This is a genomic window from Specibacter sp. NPDC078692 (assembly GCF_040686835.1).
Taxonomy (GTDB): domain Bacteria; phylum Actinomycetota; class Actinomycetes; order Actinomycetales; family Micrococcaceae; genus Specibacter.
Genome location: NZ_JBFBLV010000003.1, coordinates 23,373 through 40,299, shown reverse-complemented (window position 1 = coordinate 40,299; position 16,927 = coordinate 23,373). Strand labels below are relative to the sequence as shown.

At 59.1% G+C, this 16,927-nt stretch carries 15 protein-coding genes; 9 read left to right on the top strand and 6 right to left on the bottom strand.

What is annotated here, in order from left to right:
- The first annotated feature begins 3 nt into the window (after nt 1-3).
- Nucleotides 4-1,632: an RNA-directed DNA polymerase gene (locus tag AB0O97_RS02940; protein ID WP_363879747.1), complete on the top strand. Its 1,629-nt coding sequence runs from the start codon at nt 4-6 to the stop codon at nt 1,630-1,632.
- On the opposite strand, the gene AB0O97_RS02935 is transcribed toward AB0O97_RS02940, so the two are convergent.
- Nucleotides 1,616-2,850, bottom strand: a protein-coding gene (locus tag AB0O97_RS02935; protein ID WP_363879744.1) for an IS3 family transposase whose coding sequence is annotated in 2 segments (ribosomal slippage) — nt 1,616-2,571 and nt 2,571-2,850 — 1,236 coding nt in all. Because the reading frame shifts where the segments join, the coding sequence is not laid out codon by codon here. The genes AB0O97_RS02940 and AB0O97_RS02935 overlap by 17 nt on opposite strands.
- A 330-nt stretch (nt 2,851-3,180) precedes the next feature.
- Between AB0O97_RS02935 and AB0O97_RS02930 the strand changes: the two genes are divergently transcribed.
- The 7 genes from AB0O97_RS02930 (at nt 3,181) to AB0O97_RS02900 (ending at nt 10,212) form a co-directional block, all read left to right on the top strand.
- Complete coding sequence (locus AB0O97_RS02930) at nt 3,181-3,435, top strand: hypothetical protein (RefSeq protein WP_363879741.1); 255 nt, start codon at nt 3,181-3,183, stop codon at nt 3,433-3,435.
- Nucleotides 3,436-3,780: 345 nt separating this feature from the next.
- Entirely contained in the window at nt 3,781-4,563 is a 783-nt protein-coding gene (locus tag AB0O97_RS02925; RefSeq protein WP_363879738.1) for a hypothetical protein, read from the top strand.
- Nucleotides 4,560-6,047, top strand: a complete 1,488-nt coding sequence (locus tag AB0O97_RS02920) for an ATP-binding protein (protein ID WP_363879735.1) — start codon at nt 4,560-4,562, stop codon at nt 6,045-6,047. Before AB0O97_RS02925 ends, AB0O97_RS02920 begins: the two co-directional genes overlap by 4 nt.
- Nucleotides 6,048-6,772: 725 nt before the next feature.
- Nucleotides 6,773-7,309 carry a hypothetical protein gene (locus tag AB0O97_RS02915; protein WP_363879732.1) on the top strand — a complete coding sequence of 179 codons (537 nt, stop codon included), beginning with the start codon at nt 6,773-6,775 and terminating at the stop codon, nt 7,307-7,309.
- Nucleotides 7,306-9,084 (top strand): TraM recognition domain-containing protein, encoded by a 1,779-nt coding sequence (locus AB0O97_RS02910; RefSeq protein WP_363879729.1) that lies wholly within the window; start codon nt 7,306-7,308, stop codon nt 9,082-9,084. The genes AB0O97_RS02915 and AB0O97_RS02910 overlap by 4 nt, the downstream gene beginning before the upstream one ends.
- 81 nt (nt 9,085-9,165) lie before the next feature.
- Entirely contained in the window at nt 9,166-9,624 is a 459-nt protein-coding gene (locus AB0O97_RS02905; RefSeq protein WP_017792518.1) for a single-stranded DNA-binding protein, read from the top strand.
- Between the two features lie 21 nt (nt 9,625-9,645).
- Nucleotides 9,646-10,212, top strand: coding sequence for a hypothetical protein (locus AB0O97_RS02900; RefSeq protein WP_363879726.1), 567 nt, complete (start codon nt 9,646-9,648; stop codon nt 10,210-10,212).
- Nucleotides 10,213-10,218: 6 nt separating this feature from the next.
- Here AB0O97_RS02900 and AB0O97_RS02895 read toward each other — a convergent pair whose 3' ends face one another.
- Nucleotides 10,219-10,584, bottom strand: coding sequence for a sulfate permease (locus AB0O97_RS02895; protein ID WP_363879723.1), 366 nt, complete (start codon nt 10,582-10,584; stop codon nt 10,219-10,221).
- A 238-nt stretch (nt 10,585-10,822) separates the two neighbouring features.
- On the opposite strand from AB0O97_RS02895, the gene dprA reads away from it, so the two are divergent.
- Nucleotides 10,823-11,758 (top strand): DNA-processing protein DprA, encoded by a 936-nt coding sequence (gene dprA / locus AB0O97_RS02890; RefSeq protein WP_363879720.1) that lies wholly within the window; start codon nt 10,823-10,825, stop codon nt 11,756-11,758.
- Between the two features lie 3 nt (nt 11,759-11,761).
- On the opposite strand, the gene AB0O97_RS02885 is transcribed toward dprA, so the two are convergent.
- The 4 genes from AB0O97_RS02885 to nrdE all read right to left on the bottom strand — a co-directional run bounded on the left by AB0O97_RS02885 (nt 11,762) and on the right by nrdE (nt 16,924).
- Complete coding sequence (locus AB0O97_RS02885; protein ID WP_363879717.1) at nt 11,762-11,968, bottom strand: excisionase family DNA-binding protein; 207 nt, start codon at nt 11,966-11,968, stop codon at nt 11,762-11,764.
- A gap of 58 nt (nt 11,969-12,026) precedes the next feature.
- Nucleotides 12,027-13,307, bottom strand: coding sequence for a site-specific integrase (locus AB0O97_RS02880; RefSeq protein WP_363879714.1), 1,281 nt, complete (start codon nt 13,305-13,307; stop codon nt 12,027-12,029).
- Nucleotides 13,308-13,670: 363 nt separating this feature from the next.
- Nucleotides 13,671-14,648 carry a class 1b ribonucleoside-diphosphate reductase subunit beta gene (gene nrdF / locus AB0O97_RS02875; RefSeq protein ID WP_363839981.1) on the bottom strand — a complete coding sequence of 326 codons (978 nt, stop codon included), beginning with the start codon at nt 14,646-14,648 and terminating at the stop codon, nt 13,671-13,673.
- 155 nt (nt 14,649-14,803) lie between these two features.
- On the bottom strand, nt 14,804-16,924 hold the full coding sequence (nrdE, locus tag AB0O97_RS02870; RefSeq protein WP_363880126.1) for a class 1b ribonucleoside-diphosphate reductase subunit alpha: 2,121 nt from the start codon (nt 16,922-16,924) through the stop codon (nt 14,804-14,806).
- Nucleotides 16,925-16,927 lie beyond the last annotated feature (3 nt).

Genomic DNA, 16,927 nt, shown 5'->3' with positions numbered 1-16,927 from the left:
GCTTTGATCACAGAGTGTCTACCCTTCGAGCTTCCATTTGAAGCGAGTACCCATTGGCTGTACGACTGGCTCGAGGTACACGCACTCGACGTAAACAAGAGACGCATCAAGGTACTCGCGAAGAGCCGAAAGGATATCCTCCTCCTTGCGCTAATTGGCGGCGACAAAAGTAACAAACTACCCGCGCATGCATCCGCTGAAGCACCCCGGATGGCCAACGTCCAGGCGGCGACGGTGTCGGGGGCTTGGCACGCCCCTGCACGTTTTGTTGTTCGCAGAGATCAGCTGCGAAATCGAAATCTTGACCTCTTGTCTCTTGGGTCCCAGATCGCTGTTGCGTACATTTACGCGAATTATAAAGACTCGTTGCTCTACTACGGCAGTCTGGCAAAATCTTCACTCAGGCACCCTTCCCGTATAAACCAACACGGGAGGATGCTGGGATCCGGCACAGTCGTCGGCCCCAGCGAACCGAACCGCTACGTAGAGACATCTGGCCGGAAGCTAAACACCTACAACTCATTCTTTGCCTATGAGAAATACGCATTTATCGGCCAATTCTATGATTCTCCTCGATGGCATGCTTTAGAAGCACGTTGGACATATTTGCGTCGTCTCGATGTATCGAACTGCTTCGCAAGCATTTATACGCATTCCTTCGCGTGGAGCACGGGGACAGACCTGCATAGCAAATCCCACCTTGGAAAGTCTCCAGACTTTCATAAACTCGATCTTGGTAGAGCCTTCGATAAAGTTATGCAGAACTCTAACTGGGGTGAGACCCACGGTATTTGCGTTGGTCCAGAAGCCTCTCGCATATTCGCCGAGATCATCTTTCAAAAGATTGATCTTGAAATTGAGGATCGCGTTAGCGCGGCGAATATAGACCGCAAGAGCTATGAGTTCCTGCGGTATGTCGATGATTACTTCGTCTACTCAAACAGCAAAAGCACGTTGGAAGCCGTGTCGCGTGTACTGGAGTCAGTACTGTCAGATCATAGCTTCGCTCTGAACGCTACGAAGACCAAGGATTATGTAACACCGTTCACTACAGAAATCTCGTTGAAGAAAGCGAATTTAAAGGCATTCCTCAAACAGTCGCTGCCACGGAAGAGCCGACTACCTCGCTTTGACGCCCGAGAAGTTGGGGTACAACTAAAATCGCTGCTGCTCGACGCTGATAATGACGCCGCGGCTGCAGGATCCTCCCTCTCTTTAGTCGAAAGGGAAGTCAAGAGGTTCGTAAAGAAGCGGACCCGAAAGTGCTCCGACCTACAGAGCGCGCGAGAACTCGCGCGCTACACCTGGGGATACGTTCACGGAATGCTGCATCAGTATCTCTCCCACCCCTCATCGACCTCCGCGATCAAGGTTGTTCGCACGCTTCGCTACTACTGGAACATAACCGACAGCTTCACCGGGGTGTCTGACGCGGACCGTCGACTCCTGCACTACGAGTCAACGGAGCGACTCCACTTTGCGATTTCAAAAGCAATCACGCGACTCATTGAAGCGTCCGGGACAGAGATAGAGATCTGCCACTTTCTCTCCCTCGCATCAGCCTGCGACCTCGATCTTGTGGGGTTCCCCGCAAGTTGTGGACACGTGTTCTGCATCACGCGGCTTGCGTGAGTGCTTCTTCTTTCATTGCGGCCGGCTCTTTTTGAGCGCGTAGGCTCTGTTCATGCTCGACCGGTGGCACCATTCCAAGCTTCGAGTGAAGGCGTTGACGGTTGTAGAACTCTTCGATCCAGCACGCGACTGCGGTCTTCGCCTCGGCCCGGGTCAGCCAGGTCTTCCGGTCATAGAATTCGGTTTTCAACGTGGACCAGAAAGACTCCTGCATTGCGTTATCCCAGCACACTCCCGTGCGTCCGACAGATTGCAGGATCCCTAATTCTTTTGAGGCTTCCCAGAGCTGTGTCGAAGTGAACTGCGCTCCGCGATCCGCGTGAAATACGACGTCTGCAGGCAGCTCGCCACGGAGCGTGTGGGCCATGCGTAACGCCCGTTCAACCAGGTCGGTGTTCTGCACCGAATCCATCGCCCATCCCAACACACGCCGAGAACAGCCGTCCCGGACAGCACACAAGTACAACCAGCCTTCCCGAGTCTTCAGGTAGGTGATATCGGAAATCCACACAGCATCCAACCGTCCCCGATCCCATCTGCGGCTGACCAGATCCGGCAGGTGATGGGTGTTGGTGCCCGGGATCGTGGTGACCGGCCGGAGCATCCTCGGGCTGATCCCTTCAATGCCCTGCCGACGCATGGAGTCAGCAACCGTCTTTGGATTCGCGGGCGCTCCTTCGCGTGCCAGCTGAGCCGCCACGCGTGGTGCCCCGTAGGTCTGTTGGGACTCCTCGAAGACCGTGGCGACATGCTTGTCGCGTTCCCGTCGGGCAATAGCCCGCGGGCTGGGCCCGACCAGGTAGCGCTGGCGCCAGTTGTGGTAGCCGGAAGCGGAGACCTTCAGCACTCTGGCCATCCGTAGGATTGAGAAGTTGTCCTTCTCCGCGTGCATCAACTCGAACCGTTCGGACGATGATGCTTCGACGCGAAGAAGGACGCGGCTTTTCCCAGGAAACGGTTGTCCTCACGCAGCTCAAACACTTCCCTGCGCAGGCGCACCAACTCAGTCCGCTCGTCCTCCCCGAGAGCCCCTGTCGACTCACCAGTGAGGCCACGGCGGTCTTTCTCCGCCCGAACCCATCGACCCAAGGTTTGCTCGCCGATATGCAGCTCGCCGGCAACCTTGGCAACAGGCCGTCCGGTATCAATAACCAGGCCGGCAGCTTCCCTCTTGTAATCATCCGTAAAGCTACGACGTTGACTTTTCTTCTCTGACATCACTGACATCCTCTCAGCAGGATCAATAATCCCGCTAACTCGGGTGTCCACTAATTCAGGCTAACCCCACTTGCGTCCAACGAAGAGATCGCAGGAGGAATACTTAAGAAACTTGAAACGGAACTTGACTCACTTAGGACGCCGAAGTCCAACCAAGCGCTCTTGTTCTTACTGCTGTCTTCCCTCAAGTATTTCTTGCCCAGTGAAAGAGTTTCTCCCTCAACCAGATCCGCATTGCTGGACTTTACTCAGCGTCTCAGTACGCGGTTGCTATCGAAAGATTTTATACCCGCGACGAGCGTAAGAAGCCAAGCGTCCCAAGAATACTTCGTGCTTGCAGTTCTTGAGTGTAAATTCCTGACGCCAGATGAGCGTTTCCAGCTCTTGGCACAACCTTGGCTGCTGGAACTCATCAAGCAGGAGGTTGCGCTCCCTGGGAGCACAGACACCAAGTACGCGAAACGGTTCCTTCGCCGCTGCCTGGCCGATCACGAGCGCGAGGACCTCAACCTAAGCGCATTCGAATGGGGGGCCGCGGACTTTGACCGCATCCTTTACGAAAAGGAGCCTCAGTTCATATACTGAGTTTCAGGTCCCAAGGTTCCAGAACCCGAAGTTGGAGGGGGGACCCTCCAGACAATCGCAAGTGCGTCGACCCACACAATGTTAAAGGCAACCTAATCGGAAGCCACTTCCAGCCCTTCCTGCAGATGAAAACTGCTGCAAGGAAGGGCTGGGAGCATTCTATGACCCGCAGAACCGCGCATCATTCTGCGGCTTTTCGTTGCGCGGGCGCCTCGGCAGGCAGGAGCGACATTATGACGTACCCAAGCTTGCTCTTCCAACATCCCTGATCACCGCGCCCACCTGCGGGAATGTGCAGCGCACCTCCCTACAGATGAAGCGTTCGATCATATGCAGGAGGCGGACATGCCCACGTTTTACGATCCCGGCGCTGATGCCGGGGAAGCATCCGAAGCGTTGCGCGGGCTCGCGCACGCCACACGTTCATTCGAGAACCCGCAGGATCTGTACAGCGTACTCGGCGACCTACTGTCAGGCGTGCGATCACTCAAGCAGGTGCTTGATCAACTCGCTACCGCCCATGTCGAGAATCGTCCTCGCGCGTTTGATGACCACGGTGACCACGCCACAGGATCGAAGGACGCACTTTCCGCCGCCGACGAACTCCACCAGGCCGCGACCCTGATCGACCAGGCAGAGGAGCGACTGGACGCAGCTGCAGCAGCCGCGAGTCGTGTTGCTTGGCACGAAGCTCCAGGCGCCGATCCACAGCCGGTTTCTCGATGGATTAGTGTCGTCTTCTTGCAAGGCCAAGATGCAGACGAAGTTCTCAACATGATCGACGCCGATGGTGCTCTCGCTGGGCTCAGCCATCTGAAGTCCTGGGACTTCGGTGACGAGACCACCAGCGCGGCCATGGAGAACGGGTACGTCTACGACATTCCACCAAGCGGGCCGCTTGAGCGGGAAGTACGAGACGGCGATTATCATCTCGCTTACAGCCACAGCTTCGAGCAAGTCGCCTTGTACCGGCTTCATGGTGTTGCGCCAGCTGACCAACTACCCGATGGTAACCGGACCCTTGGCGCTCCGTCGGCATCGAGCCGAACCCGTGAGCAACAGCGAACGTCATGGTTTGAGCCTGCCAGCATCACGGCGATTAAGCAGCAGCGGGGTCTAGGGCTATGAGCCGCGATGATTCCGAGCGCCTGCACACCTCGGTCCTCGTCGCTCCGGCGTCAGAGAAGCGGCGCGTGCGTAAGCAGCGCACTCAGGCTGCTGCGAAGTTGCAGGCTGAGCAACAGCAATCGGAGCGTCAGGCGGCCCGCGCAAAATACGCGGCCGAACTGGCAGAACGCCGGGCGACCACATATCTCCCTGCTGCCGGAGAGCCCGGCCCTGCCCAGCTGCGATCTCCTGGAAAGCTCCGCCTGCCGCGACATCAAGACACCTCGGCAACCCTCGCTGGCGCGTACCCATTCCTAGCTGAGGGAGGCCTCGGGCCTGATGGTGTTTTTGTTGGCCAGGATCTGTACTCCGGCGGGTCTTTCGTCTACGACCCGTGGGTGCTCTATGCGCGCGGCCTGATCACTGCCCCGAACCTCGTGCTCGCAGGGATCGTTGGATCCGGAAAATCCAGCTTGGCAAAAAGCCTCTATACCCGGTCCCTCCCGTTCGGCCGTCGTGTCTACGTACCTGGCGACCCGAAGGGTGAGCACACTGCAGTAGCCGAAGCCGTCGGCGGCAAAGCAATAGTGCTCGGTCATGGACTCTCTGCCCGACTGAACCCTCTCGATGAGGGCTATCGGCCTGCAGGAATGAATGAGGAGAGCTGGGCATCCACAGTTTCAGCACGACGGCGCGATCTCATCGGCGCACTCGCGGAGACAGTTCTGACGAGACCACTCACTCCGCTGGAACACACTTCGATCGATACGGCACTAACTGAGGTCGTGCGTAGCAACGACGTACCGATCCTTCCGATGGTCGTCGATCACATCCTTGCGCCGACGCCGGAAGCGGATCTCGATGGGCGTCTCGCCGAGGACGGACGTGTCGTCGGGCATGCGCTGCGGCGGTTGGTCTCGGGTGACCTCGCCGGGCTCTTCGATGGCCCGTCAACAGTCACGTTCGATCCGACACTGCCGATGATCTCGCTCGACCTGTCCCGAGTAACGGAAAACTCGACGTTGATGTCGGTGCTCATGACGTGCTCGTCGGCGTGGATGGAGTCCGCGCTCCTCGACCCGAACGGTGGCCAGCGCTGGTGTATCTACGATGAGGCATGGCGTCTCATGTCGCATCCGGCGTTGCTGCGACGCATGGATGCTCACTGGCGGCTGGCGCGACACTACGGGATCGCGAACATGCTCATTTTCCATAAGCTGACCGACCTGGAGAACGTCGGAGATCGAGGATCCGCAATGCGCGCCCTCGCCAACAGCCTGCTCGCGAACGCCGAAACGCGGATTATCTACCGGCAGGAGTCGGATCAGCTTGGAGCAACTGCGAGAGCACTCGGACTGACCGGTACCGAGCAGAAGTTGCTGCCGGGGCTCGGCGTGGGCCAGGGGCTTTGGCGGATCAAAGATCGCTCGTTCGTCTGCCAGCACCAGCTACACCCAGAGGAGTTGGAACTCTTCGATACCACCAGTCGTATGACTGGCAATTGATGAGTTTAAGCTTCGCCCCAGCAGCTCGGTGAAGTAAAAGGCGAACAATAACTGCTGTCGTGACGCTCAGCAGCATCATTCATGTTTGCAGTCGGCTTGCCACAATTCGGGCAGTCCCAATTAGCACCACCGCAAGTGCGGCTATTGTGTCCGGTAAACCCACACTGGCTACATACCTGCATTCTTTGATACTAGCGCACTGGGTCATTCACTATTTGGCGGTGCAGCACAGCGCCAAGGGACCATGAACTCGACTTTCGTCGCTACTTGGCTTTTCGAGACTTCCGAAGTGCAGCATTTTCAGAGCGGAGCTTTTTGATCGTGGCATTCTTCTTCGAGAGTGAAAGCTTGAACAAGCCATCCTTCTTAATCTCACGCGGGGTTCGGTTACTTGCACCCTCTGTGCGGCCCATAGCTGCTCCTTCTAAATTCAACCAATAGAGACGATCTTACCCATCTCCTGCTTCAAGTAGACTTCAGCTACAAGGTACCGAGACAAAGGAGTCAAAATGCCTGCATACTGCCCTGAATGTCATTGGGTTGGCGATGAGGGAGATTACCCGCCTTGTCCAAGCTGTGGCGACGGCAAAAAGACGACTGACGAATAGCTTCAACGGCTCGTATTTGGAGTGACTGTTGCATACTTAACTTCCTCGAAATCATCTCGAATACCCCTGGTGTCGGAGAACAGCGAATTCTTCGGTTGTCCCTGAACACCTATAGACATGAGCAATCGCAACAGCCACGTCGAAACACTGCCTGAATCACACGTCGACCTTCCGCTCGCCGTCGTCAAAGTCCATGCGCACGGCGCCATGTACGTCAGCTACGCCGGGCGGAACTTCCCACCTCCGACGCCAGGCTCCCCTTGGAGCAGAGCGCGGTTTGGGGATCTACTCGATGCGCTCACCTTGGGCCGGACGCGCACCGTCCGAGTTGAAGTGCAGGAGTTCGACGGCTCGGTGTTCACCGACATCGTCCATGCGGTGCGAAGTGGGCACGACACGGCAGACGCTGCCCCGCCCAGTGCGATGCGGCGAGCGCGGCACCGTCCGACGCATCAGCTGTTCGAGATCACCGGGTCCGGTTTCATTCCAGGCGAAGACGTCACCGTTGCACTAGCAGTGTCCAGCACCGAAGGGTCTGCCGGCGGTATTGCTCGTGGGCTCGTCGACCTAAGCCAGCTGGCGGATCACCGCTCAGAGATCATGCTTATCGGACGCGTGTCGGGCGTGATTATCTCAGAGCAACTACCGTCATGAGTACTCCACACTCGCAGGGTCGTGGTCTCGGTGATGAGCTGACCAACGCCTTGATGATTGTGCTGGTCGCTGTGTTTGGTGTCGCCGTGGTTCTGCGAGCAGCAGGATCAATCGCTGTTTTCCTGACTGGGGCAGAGCAACCAGCTGTCGGCATTGCAGGTGGTGTCAACGTTCTCTTTAACCCGTTGGACCCGGCTGCCGCACTCCAAGCGCCCGCGCTGAACGCGATCATCTACTGGGCGGTGGCAATGACGTTGCTTCTCGGACTCGGCGGGTTAATCGGCTGGGTTTGGATGAAGTGGCGTCGCCACTCGCGCGCTGCGGATGCCGATCCGCACAAGCTCGCTGGCACTGCCACGAGCCACGAGGTTGCAGCCAATGCGTCCGCGAAGTCTCTCCTGCACCGGGCTGCCACGCTTCGTCCTTCGCTGGAGCGGCCTACTCCCGAGGACGTGGGTTATCTGCTTGGCCGTTCACACGGCAAGCAGATTTGGGCCAGCGTCGAAGACTCAATCCTGCTGATCGGGCCACCGCGCTCGGGCAAAGGTCTGCACATCGTCATCCCGGCAATCCTTGATGCACCCGGAGCCGTCGTAACGACGTCGACGAGGCCCGACAATCTCACCGCAACGCTCAGGGCACGTGAGCGGTTCGGGCCGGTTGCCGTCTTCGATCCACAACGCCTTGCCGTAGGCATCCCTGCTGGGCTGCGCTGGTCGCCTATACGCGGGTGCGAGGATCCGCTCACCGCGATGATCCGAGCAACCGGCCTTGCCGCGGCCACCGAGTTGTCTTCAGGTGGCGTCGAAGGCGGAGGGTTTTGGGAAGGAAAGACGCGCATTGCGTTGCAGGCGCTTCTGCACGCTGCAGCCCTCGACCACCGAAGCCCGACAGAACTCTTCCGGTGGACGCTCGATCCCTCTGCGGCGGCAGAAGCGGTCGCTATCCTGATCGGGTCGTCACGCGCGGCAACGGGTTGGGCGGAGTCGCTGGAGGCGATGCTCGATGCTCACCCGCGCACGCGTGACAGCATCTGGCAGGGTGTTTCTCTCGCGCTCTCGGCACTGGCAGATCCGCGGGTGCTCGATGCCGTCAGCCCGTCGGACGGTGAGCACTTCGACCCCGAGACGTTCATTCGCAGTCACGGTACGCTCTATTTGCTGGCAACCGGGGCGGGTGCCGGGAACAGCTCGGCTCTCGTTGCGGCATTCGTTGAAGACCTCGTCGAGACCGCCCGCCGCATGGCAGCACGCTCACCGGGCGCCCGGCTTGATCCGCCGCTACTACTCGCCCTCGATGAGATTGGAAATCTCGCGCCGCTCCCCTCCCTCCCGACGCTCATGGCAGAGGGCGGCGGCACAGGGATCACCACCATGCCCGTGCTCCAGTCACTCGCCCAAGCGCGAGACAAGTGGTCCGAGAATCAAGCAGCCGCGATCTGGGATGCCAGCATCGCCAAGATCATTCTGGGCGGCGCATCCAACTCGCGTGACCTCCAAGACCTCTCCACCCTGATCGGAGAACGGGACGAGTTCACCGACTCGATCACGCTGGGAGACTATGGTTCGCGCTCGAACCAACGTTCCATTCGGCGCGTCCCGATTTTGCCGCCCGACCTCATCCGCACCCTGCCATTTGGCACCGGGGTCATCCTGCTGCGATCGGCACCGCCGATCGTTACTGACCTGCATCCGTGGCCGAAGCGGACCGACAGCCCGCAGCTCAAAGCCGATCGCACGGCGGTTGAGGCATTGCTGGAACGCCCCGCGACGTAACGATACGCGCGGGAATCCACGCGCACCTTCCTGTTGCAGTGACCGAACAATGCCGGTCACCCGAGCAGACAGGAAGAGAAAATGTCGATCCACACGCAAGAATCCGTCTCAGGCTTTGTCGCCACCGACCCCAAGCTGACGACCTCGGCAAACGGAAACCAGCGTCTCTATTTCCGCTTTGGGCAGGAGCATTTTCGTCGCGAAGAGGACGGCAGCTTCACGCAGCTCGAGACGAGCTTCCATCATCTCGTCATGTTTGGGCGCTCAGCGGAACTGGCAAATGAACGGTTCACGAAAGGCGACAACTTCATCGCCGAGGGTTACCAACAGCCGGTGAGCTTCGAACGAGATGGACAGCCCGTTGAGGGGGAAGAGTTCGTGGCGAAGCGCATCGGTCATGATGTCGTTCGCACCCGGTACGACGTGGATCGCTCACCTCGCAAAGTTGCAGGTCAAGACGCTCCCGCCCGGGAGCAGAATCGAGCGTTTGAATCCCCCGCACAACGATCAGTATTCAGCCCACCGGTGCTCGGCCTCTAACGCACGAATGGGGATCGACTCATGAACACTCAGGAGAACCTTGATGAAAGCGATGACCGCGTTCACGGCCAGTGGGGCGATGGCAATCTGGTGGCTGAACCGCCGCATCCAGTCAACTGGAACCTGCTCACCTCGCACGATCTCGAACAAGAGCTGCTTGAACTCAATCGCTGGGTGGACTGGCTCCGAGTGGAGTACGGGCTCCCGGCATCAGTAATTCCGCCCCTCTGGCACCGGCACTCCGAGCTGCTCTGGGAGCTGTCTGCGCTCCATCTGCATTGGCTCTGCGCCTATGACGCGAACCAAGACGGCTCTGCCCCACTGGGCTGGCATCGAGACTTCGCTGACGCGCGGCAGCGGCTCCGTGACTGGGTGGCTGCGAGTGGCACCCGTCTCGATCGAGACCGGCCCACACGGCTGACAATCTGGCCCGGTGAGAATCACACGGTCGAAAACGTCGAACAGGTCATCACTGACCGCGATGCAGACTTCGTGCAATTCGTCGTCGACCAGGTTCAAGTACGCGAAGCCGCCGAAGATGCCTTTTACGCGAGTATCGACGAGCACACGGGAGAAGTGCCCAACTAATCGCCGTCACCGGCTGAGCACAGTGTTGGACTCAGCCGGTGACTCGTGCATGGCTACCTCTCTGCGGGCGACTGCCTCAAAATGCTTCCACCGCAACAACAGCAGCACGCTGACCGGGCCCATGACGATGAACTTTATTGCGTTCCAGATACAGATCATGCTCACGAGGTGTAGCCACCCCGGCTGGCCGTGATCGATCAGGTCTAAACACCACACGGCAGCCAGCGCGTAGGGCACGGCAAGCAACATCGCTGGCACACCCCACTTCAGCCCACGACGCCGCCGAATGAAAGCGATGAGGATGTTGGTCGGCATGCAGTGCTGCATGAACGAGCGAACGTAGATACTCAAGATCCAGATTGAGCGAATCATGGCGGGCCTCCCGATATACATACTTCTCCGAAGAGGAGGCGACATATGATCGAGTTCCCGTGAGGGCCACCCCGAAGGGCCTATTACTTGTGGACGTGCTTCACCTTCCAATGTACGCCCGCTTTTGCAGATGCGAAAGGGTCAGATGAGGCGCACCTTCTAGAAGAAGTCACTCTCGAAGGAGGCCACCATGCCCGCGCTCACCGATCTTGCCACGGACGATCGCTCCGCCCGCGTATTGCTATCTATTATCGGCACCCCCGCTGACGTCGCCACGGGAAAACTACTCACCGAGGTGGGCGCAGCAGAGCTGATCTCAATCGCAGAAGGGGACGGCACGGTCCCGGGCATGGATCGCGTTGAGGCTGCGGTGTGGCGCGATCGGCTCCTTTCAGCTGCCACCCCGGATCGCCTTGCCGAGCGAATAGTTGAGGCCAGTAAGTTCCGTGTGATCATTCCCAGCGACCCCGACTGGCCAACGTCACTCAACGATCTCGGCGCTCGTGCCCCATACGCGCTCTGGGCAAAGGGGCGCACGGAGTTGCTCGCTGAGCCGCTCCCGCAGCGCATCACCGTCACGGGCGCCCGCGCCGCCACCGCATACGGCGCGCATGTCACCGACGAACTCTGCGAAGGCCTCGCTCAGAGCGGCAGAACGCTGGTCGCAGGCGCGGCGTACGGGATCGAGGCCTCCGTGCACCGCGCCGCCTTCCTCCGCGATATGAACACGATCGCAGTGCTCGCTTCTGGGGTTGATCGCCCATACCCCGCGGGCCACGCTGATCTCATCGACCGTATTGCGCGCGAAGGGCTGCTGCTGTCCGAGGTACCACCGTCGGTCGCGCCGACTCGCCAGCGGTTTATCGACCGATCGCGCATCCTCGCCGCTTTGTCGAGCGCGACGATCATCGTTGAAGCAGGATCCCGGTCAGGTTCGTTGCACACGGCCACCGAGGCTGCGCAGCTCGGCCGCCTCGTCGGCGCAGTCCCCGGGCCTATAACGAGCGCCGCCAGCACGGGGACCAACCTGCTGCTGCAAAGTGGTCACGCCTGTGTCATTACCAATGGATCCGACATCGTGCGCATGGTTGAGGGAGAAACGAACGCCCCCGCGCGGAGTGTGATCCGAGCGGGGGCGCCGTATGCGGTCTCACCCAAGAGTTGGGTGCTGTAGCTGCTACCTCGCCGTTGGCATCTCTACCACCAGACTCCGTCGAAGCTCGTCGAGGTCAACGCGAATGAGGCGCCCGACCCGATACCCGCGGACGGTGCCGTCAGCGATTCGACGTCTGATGGTCTTGACCGAAACTCCCAGATTCTCGGCCGCGACCGCCAATGGAACCAACGCGGAGTCGTGTGCATCGGATGGAGTGCGAGCAATCATGGTGTTACCTCCCTGTAAGCGAATGAGTGTCACTCCACAGGTGTCCGCGGCTGTCCGGTTAGGTCTCCTCTCCCCCATCACCTTCTTTCTTCGCTCGGGCGATACTCGAGCGGACACGGTCACTCATGCGGTCGGCCAACTCTCGGTCTCGGTTCATCGTGGCGTGCTGGTAGCGCAGCACGATGTGGATGTCAGCGTGGCCGCCCCGGCGCATCAGCTCCGCGAGCGTCGCCCCCTCTTGCGCGAAGATCGTCAGCCCCGTGTGCCTCAAATCGTGAAATCTGAAGCGATGAGGCAGCCCCGCGACTCCATCTCGCACGTCGGCCCAGATGTATCCCCACCGGGTGTTCGACAGCGGGATGCTCCCCCGGCTGTCGGCGGGAAGCACAGGCGCCTTCGCGTCGGACGAAACGTAGTCTTCCAAGTGCTGCTGCAGTCGACCGATCATGAGCTTCGGAATGCTGAGGGATCGCCTGCCAGCTTCACTCTTCAGGTCGGTGTAGCCACCGGTGTTGGCGTTGAGCTGACGCCGCACATGCAGTGTGGCGCTTCCGTCGTCGTGCCACTCGATGTCACGACGCTGCAGACCGAGGCACTCACCTCGGCGCAGCTGGCACCATGCCGCAAGCAGCACCGCAATAGCCCACTGATCTGGAACCGCCTCGTACAGTGCTTCAACCTGTATGGGATTCGCAACGTCTTCACCCGCGTCGTGGTCTGCGTCGTGCCTCACCGACTCTTGCCGCGGTACCGATACGTTCGGTGCCGCCGGGATGATGCCGTCTCGTGCGGCCTGCCGGAGGATCATCATGAGCACGATGAGCACCGGTCTCGTAATGCCGTTGAACTTCGAGTTTGGGTTGAGCGGCGCGGGGATGTGGTCCAGCCGGTCCGTCATCACCTTGATGCGGGCAGCGTCGATCTCGCGCACTGGCGTGCTTCCGAACTCTGGAATGAGATAACCGGTGACCTTGCCTTTATACGAGCGCACGGTACCAACGGCGCGCTTCTTACCGCTGCGATTTGGTTCGGTACGGATCATTTCAAGCCAACGCGTGGAGTACTCTTCGAAGCCCAAGGACTGCGCCTGTTGGACCTCCAGCTCAGCTTGCAGCCGCGCTGCGGTCTCCTCCGGTGGCTCCCAAAGGCCCCGTGCCATCTTCGACTGCACCCCGGCAAGCCAGGTTCGAGCATCCGTTTTGGTCAGGAAGGTGAGCGGCCGGTCTTGATCGGTTCTGGCGGTGTAGGTCGTTCCGTCGAGTCCCGGGTAGCGAGCTTGCCATCGACCAGACGGGAGCTTGCGCAGGCTCCCCCAATTCTCGCGTTTGCTGTTACTCATGATGCCCTCCCCTGGACTCGAACGGACGCTGGCGGACCGTCGTGCCACTTCGTGCCACTCGACCTCACACCTCTCCTAGATCCGCATGATTCCGCGGATCTCCGGGGGTTGATTCGATCGTTGGTGGCACGAAGTGGCACGGCTTCGACGGTGCAGCAACCGCAAATTCCGGTCGCTACCTCGCCTTCCTTCCGCATGGAAGGTGCGCGCGTGCCATCCCCGTGCGACTTCGGGTGGGTATTCCTGTTCATCTCTGTTCTCCTCTGTCTTTCGACTGGGAGCACGAAAAACGCCCCTGATCTGCGAAAACTCGCGGATCAGGGGCGTGATCAGGTATTTAGCTGGGTCCTCTAAAGAGAAGTCTTAGAAGTCCCAGTCGTCGTCTTCGGTGTTGACTGCCTTGCCGATGACGTAGGAGGAACCTGACCCGGAGAAGAAGTCGTGGTTCTCGTCCGCGTTCGGCGACAGGGCCGAGAGGATGGCCGGGTTCACGTCGGTGACCGCGGCCGGGAACATGGCCTCGTAGCCCAAGTTCATGAGCGCCTTGTTGGCGTTGTAGTGCAGGAACTTCTTGACGTCCTCGGCCAGGCCAACGGAGTCGTAGAGGTCGTGCGTGTACTGAACTTCGTTTTCGTAGAGTTCAAACATGAGCTCGAAGGTCCAGGCCTTGAGCTCTTCGCGGCGCTCGTCTGAAACCTGCTCCAAGCCCTTCTGGTACTTGTAGCCAATGTAGTAGCCATGCACGGCCTCATCGCGAATGATCAAACGGATCAAGTCAGCGGTGTTTGTCAGCTTGGCGCGTGAGGACCAGTACATGGGCAGGTAGAAGCCCGAGTAGAACAGGAAGGACTCCAGCAAGGTGGAGGCAATCTTGCGCTTGAGCGGATCGTCACCGTAGTAGTAGGACTCAATGATCTGAGCCTTCTTCTGCAGGTTCACGTTTTCTACCGACCAGCGGAAAGCCTCGTCAATTTCCTTCGTGGAGGCCAGCGTGGAGAAGATCGAGGAGTAGCTCTTGGCGTGCACCGATTCCATGAACGCAATGTTCGTGTAGACGGCTTCCTCATGCTGGGTGATGGCGTCAGGGATCAGCGACACGGCACCCACGGTGCCCTGCAGGGTGTCCAACAGGGTCAGGCCGGTGAACACGCGCATGGTGAGCAGCTGTTCTTCCGGCGTCAGGGTAGCCCAGGACTGGACGTCGTTGGACAGCGGCACCTTCTCCGGCAGCCAAAAGTTGTTGCACAGGCGGTTCCAGACTTCAACGTCCTTATCGTCCTCAATGCGGTTCCAGTTGATGGCCTTTACGTGGCTCGCCAACTTCAGCTTGTCCGGTGTCATGGGTGCTTCTCTCCCTTGTATAAATCTTTGGTAGCCACGAAGGGCCAAAACAATCTTAAGCCAAAGACACGACGGCGGGGACTCACCCGCCGTCGTGCTCTTCAGTTATGCACAAACTAACCTAAAAACTAGTGACTAACTTGATACAATTCCTACTACAAAGCGCAGGAGACGCAACCCTCCACCTCGGTCCCTTCCAGCGCGAGCTGGCGGAGACGGATGTAGTAGATGGTCTTGATGCCCTTGCGCCAGGCGTAGATCTGAGCCTTGTTGATGTCGCGCGTGGTGGCGGTGTCCTTGAAGAACAACGTCAGGGACAGGCCCTGGTCCACGTGCTGCGTGGCAGCGGCGTAGGTGTCGATGATCTTCTCGAAGCCGATCTCGTACGCATCCTTGTAGTACTCGATGTTGTCGTTCGTCAGGTAGGGGGCGGGGTAGTAGACGCGACCCAGCTTGCCTTCCTTGCGAATCTCAATCATGGAGGCGATCGGGTGGATCGAGGAGGTCGAGTTGTTGATGTAGCTGATGGAACCGGTGGGCGGGACAGCCTGCAGATTCTGGTTGTAGATGCCGTGCTCCATGACGGAAGCCTTCAGCGCACGCCAATCGTCCTGGGTAGGAATGTGCATGCCCTCAAACAACTCGGCAACCCGGGCGGTCTGCGGCAGCCATTCCTGGTCCGTGTACTTGTCGAAGAATTCACCCGAAGCGTACTTCGAGTTCTCGAAGTTGATGAACGTGGAGTCGTTCTCAATCGCCAACAGGTTCGATGCACGGATGCAGTGGTACACAACCGTGTAGAAGTAGATGTTAGTGAAGTCCAGACCCTCTTCGGATCCGTAGTGGACGCGCTCACGGGCAAGGTAGCCGTGCAGGTTCATCTGGCCCAAGCCAATAGCGCGCGACTGGCGGTTACCCTTGGCGATGGAGGGAACGCTGGTGATGTTTGACATGTCCGAGACAGCGGTCAAGGTGCGGATGGCCGTTTCGATCGTGGCACCAAAGTCGGGGGAATCCATGGCCTTGGCAATGTTCAATGAGCCTAGGTTGCAGGAGATGTCCTTGCCGGTCTCGGCGTAGGAGAGGTCGTCGTTGTACGTTGTAGGCGCTGAAACCTGCAGGATCTCCGAGCACAGGTTGCTCATGATGATCTTGCCCTCGATGGGGTTCTCGCGGTTCACCGTGTCTTCAAACATGATGTACGGGTAACCGGATTCGAACTGGATCTCGGCGAGGGTCTGGAAGAACTCGCGGGCCTTGATCTTGGTCTTCTTGATCCGGGCGTCGTCCACCATTTCGTAGTACTTCTCGGTGACCGAGATGTCGGAGAACGGCACGCCGTAAACCTTTTCGACGTCGTACGGCGAGAACAGGTACATGTCCTCGTCGCGCTTGGCCAAATCAAAGGTGATGTCGGGGATGACAACGCCCAGGGAGAGGGTCTTGATGCGGACCTTCTCATCGGCGTTCTCGCGCTTGGTGTCCAGGAAGCGGTTGATGTCGGGGTGGTGGGCGTGCAGGTACACGGCTCCTGCACCCTGACGTGCGCCGAGCTGGTTGGCGTAGGAGAAGCTGTCTTCGAGGAGCTTCATCACGGGGATGACGCCGGAGGACTGGTTCTCGATCTGCTTGATGGGTGCACCCACTTCGCGGATGTTGGTCAGCGCAAACGCCACGCCGCCACCGCGCTTGGACAGCTGCAGTGCGGAGTTGATGGAGCGGCCAATGGACTCCATGTTGTCTTCGATACGCAGCAGGAAGCAGGAGACCAGCTCGCCGCGCTGTGCCTTGCCAGCGTTCAGGAAGGTGGGGGTTGCCGGCTGGAAGCGGCCGTCGATGATTTCATCGACGATGCTGTTGGCTAGCTCTTCGTTACCGCGGGCCAGGTGCAGTGCAACCATGCACACACGGTCTTCGTAGCGCTCAAGGAAGCGGTTTCCGTCGAACGTCTTCAGCGTGTAAGAGGTGTAGAACTTGAACGCGCCCAAGAAGGTTTCAAAGCGGAACTTCTTCTTGTACGCGCGCTGGAACAGCTCACGGGTGAAGTTCATCGTGTACTGATCCAGCGTCTCGCGCTCGTAGTACTCGTTCTTCACCAGGTATTCCAGCTTTTCTTCCAGGTCATGGAAGAACACGGTGTTGTTGTTCACGTGCTGCAGGAAGTACTGCCGGGCGGCGGCCTTGTCCGCGTCGAACTGGATTTCACCCTTGGAGTTGTACAGGTTGAGCATGGCGTTCAGCTCGTGGTAGCCCATGCCCTCCCATGCTGCGGGCATCTC

Coding starts and splice junctions, on each gene's coding strand:
- nrdE (WP_363880126.1), bottom strand. CDS start 16,924: ATGCCCGCAGCATGGGAGGGCATGGGCTACCACGAGCTGAACGCCATG.
- AB0O97_RS02920 (WP_363879735.1), top strand. CDS start 4,560: ATGAGCCGCGATGATTCCGAGCGCCTGCACACCTCGGTCCTCGTCGCT.
- AB0O97_RS02910 (WP_363879729.1), top strand. CDS start 7,306: ATGAGTACTCCACACTCGCAGGGTCGTGGTCTCGGTGATGAGCTGACC.
- AB0O97_RS02905 (WP_017792518.1), top strand. CDS start 9,166: ATGTCGATCCACACGCAAGAATCCGTCTCAGGCTTTGTCGCCACCGAC.
- AB0O97_RS02915 (WP_363879732.1), top strand. CDS start 6,773: ATGAGCAATCGCAACAGCCACGTCGAAACACTGCCTGAATCACACGTC.
- nrdF (WP_363839981.1), bottom strand. CDS start 14,648: ATGACACCGGACAAGCTGAAGTTGGCGAGCCACGTAAAGGCCATCAAC.
- AB0O97_RS02895 (WP_363879723.1), bottom strand. CDS start 10,584: ATGATTCGCTCAATCTGGATCTTGAGTATCTACGTTCGCTCGTTCATG.
- AB0O97_RS02885 (WP_363879717.1), bottom strand. CDS start 11,968: ATGATTGCTCGCACTCCATCCGATGCACACGACTCCGCGTTGGTTCCA.
- AB0O97_RS02880 (WP_363879714.1), bottom strand. CDS start 13,307: ATGAGTAACAGCAAACGCGAGAATTGGGGGAGCCTGCGCAAGCTCCCG.
- AB0O97_RS02925 (WP_363879738.1), top strand. CDS start 3,781: ATGCCCACGTTTTACGATCCCGGCGCTGATGCCGGGGAAGCATCCGAA.
- AB0O97_RS02900 (WP_363879726.1), top strand. CDS start 9,646: ATGAACACTCAGGAGAACCTTGATGAAAGCGATGACCGCGTTCACGGC.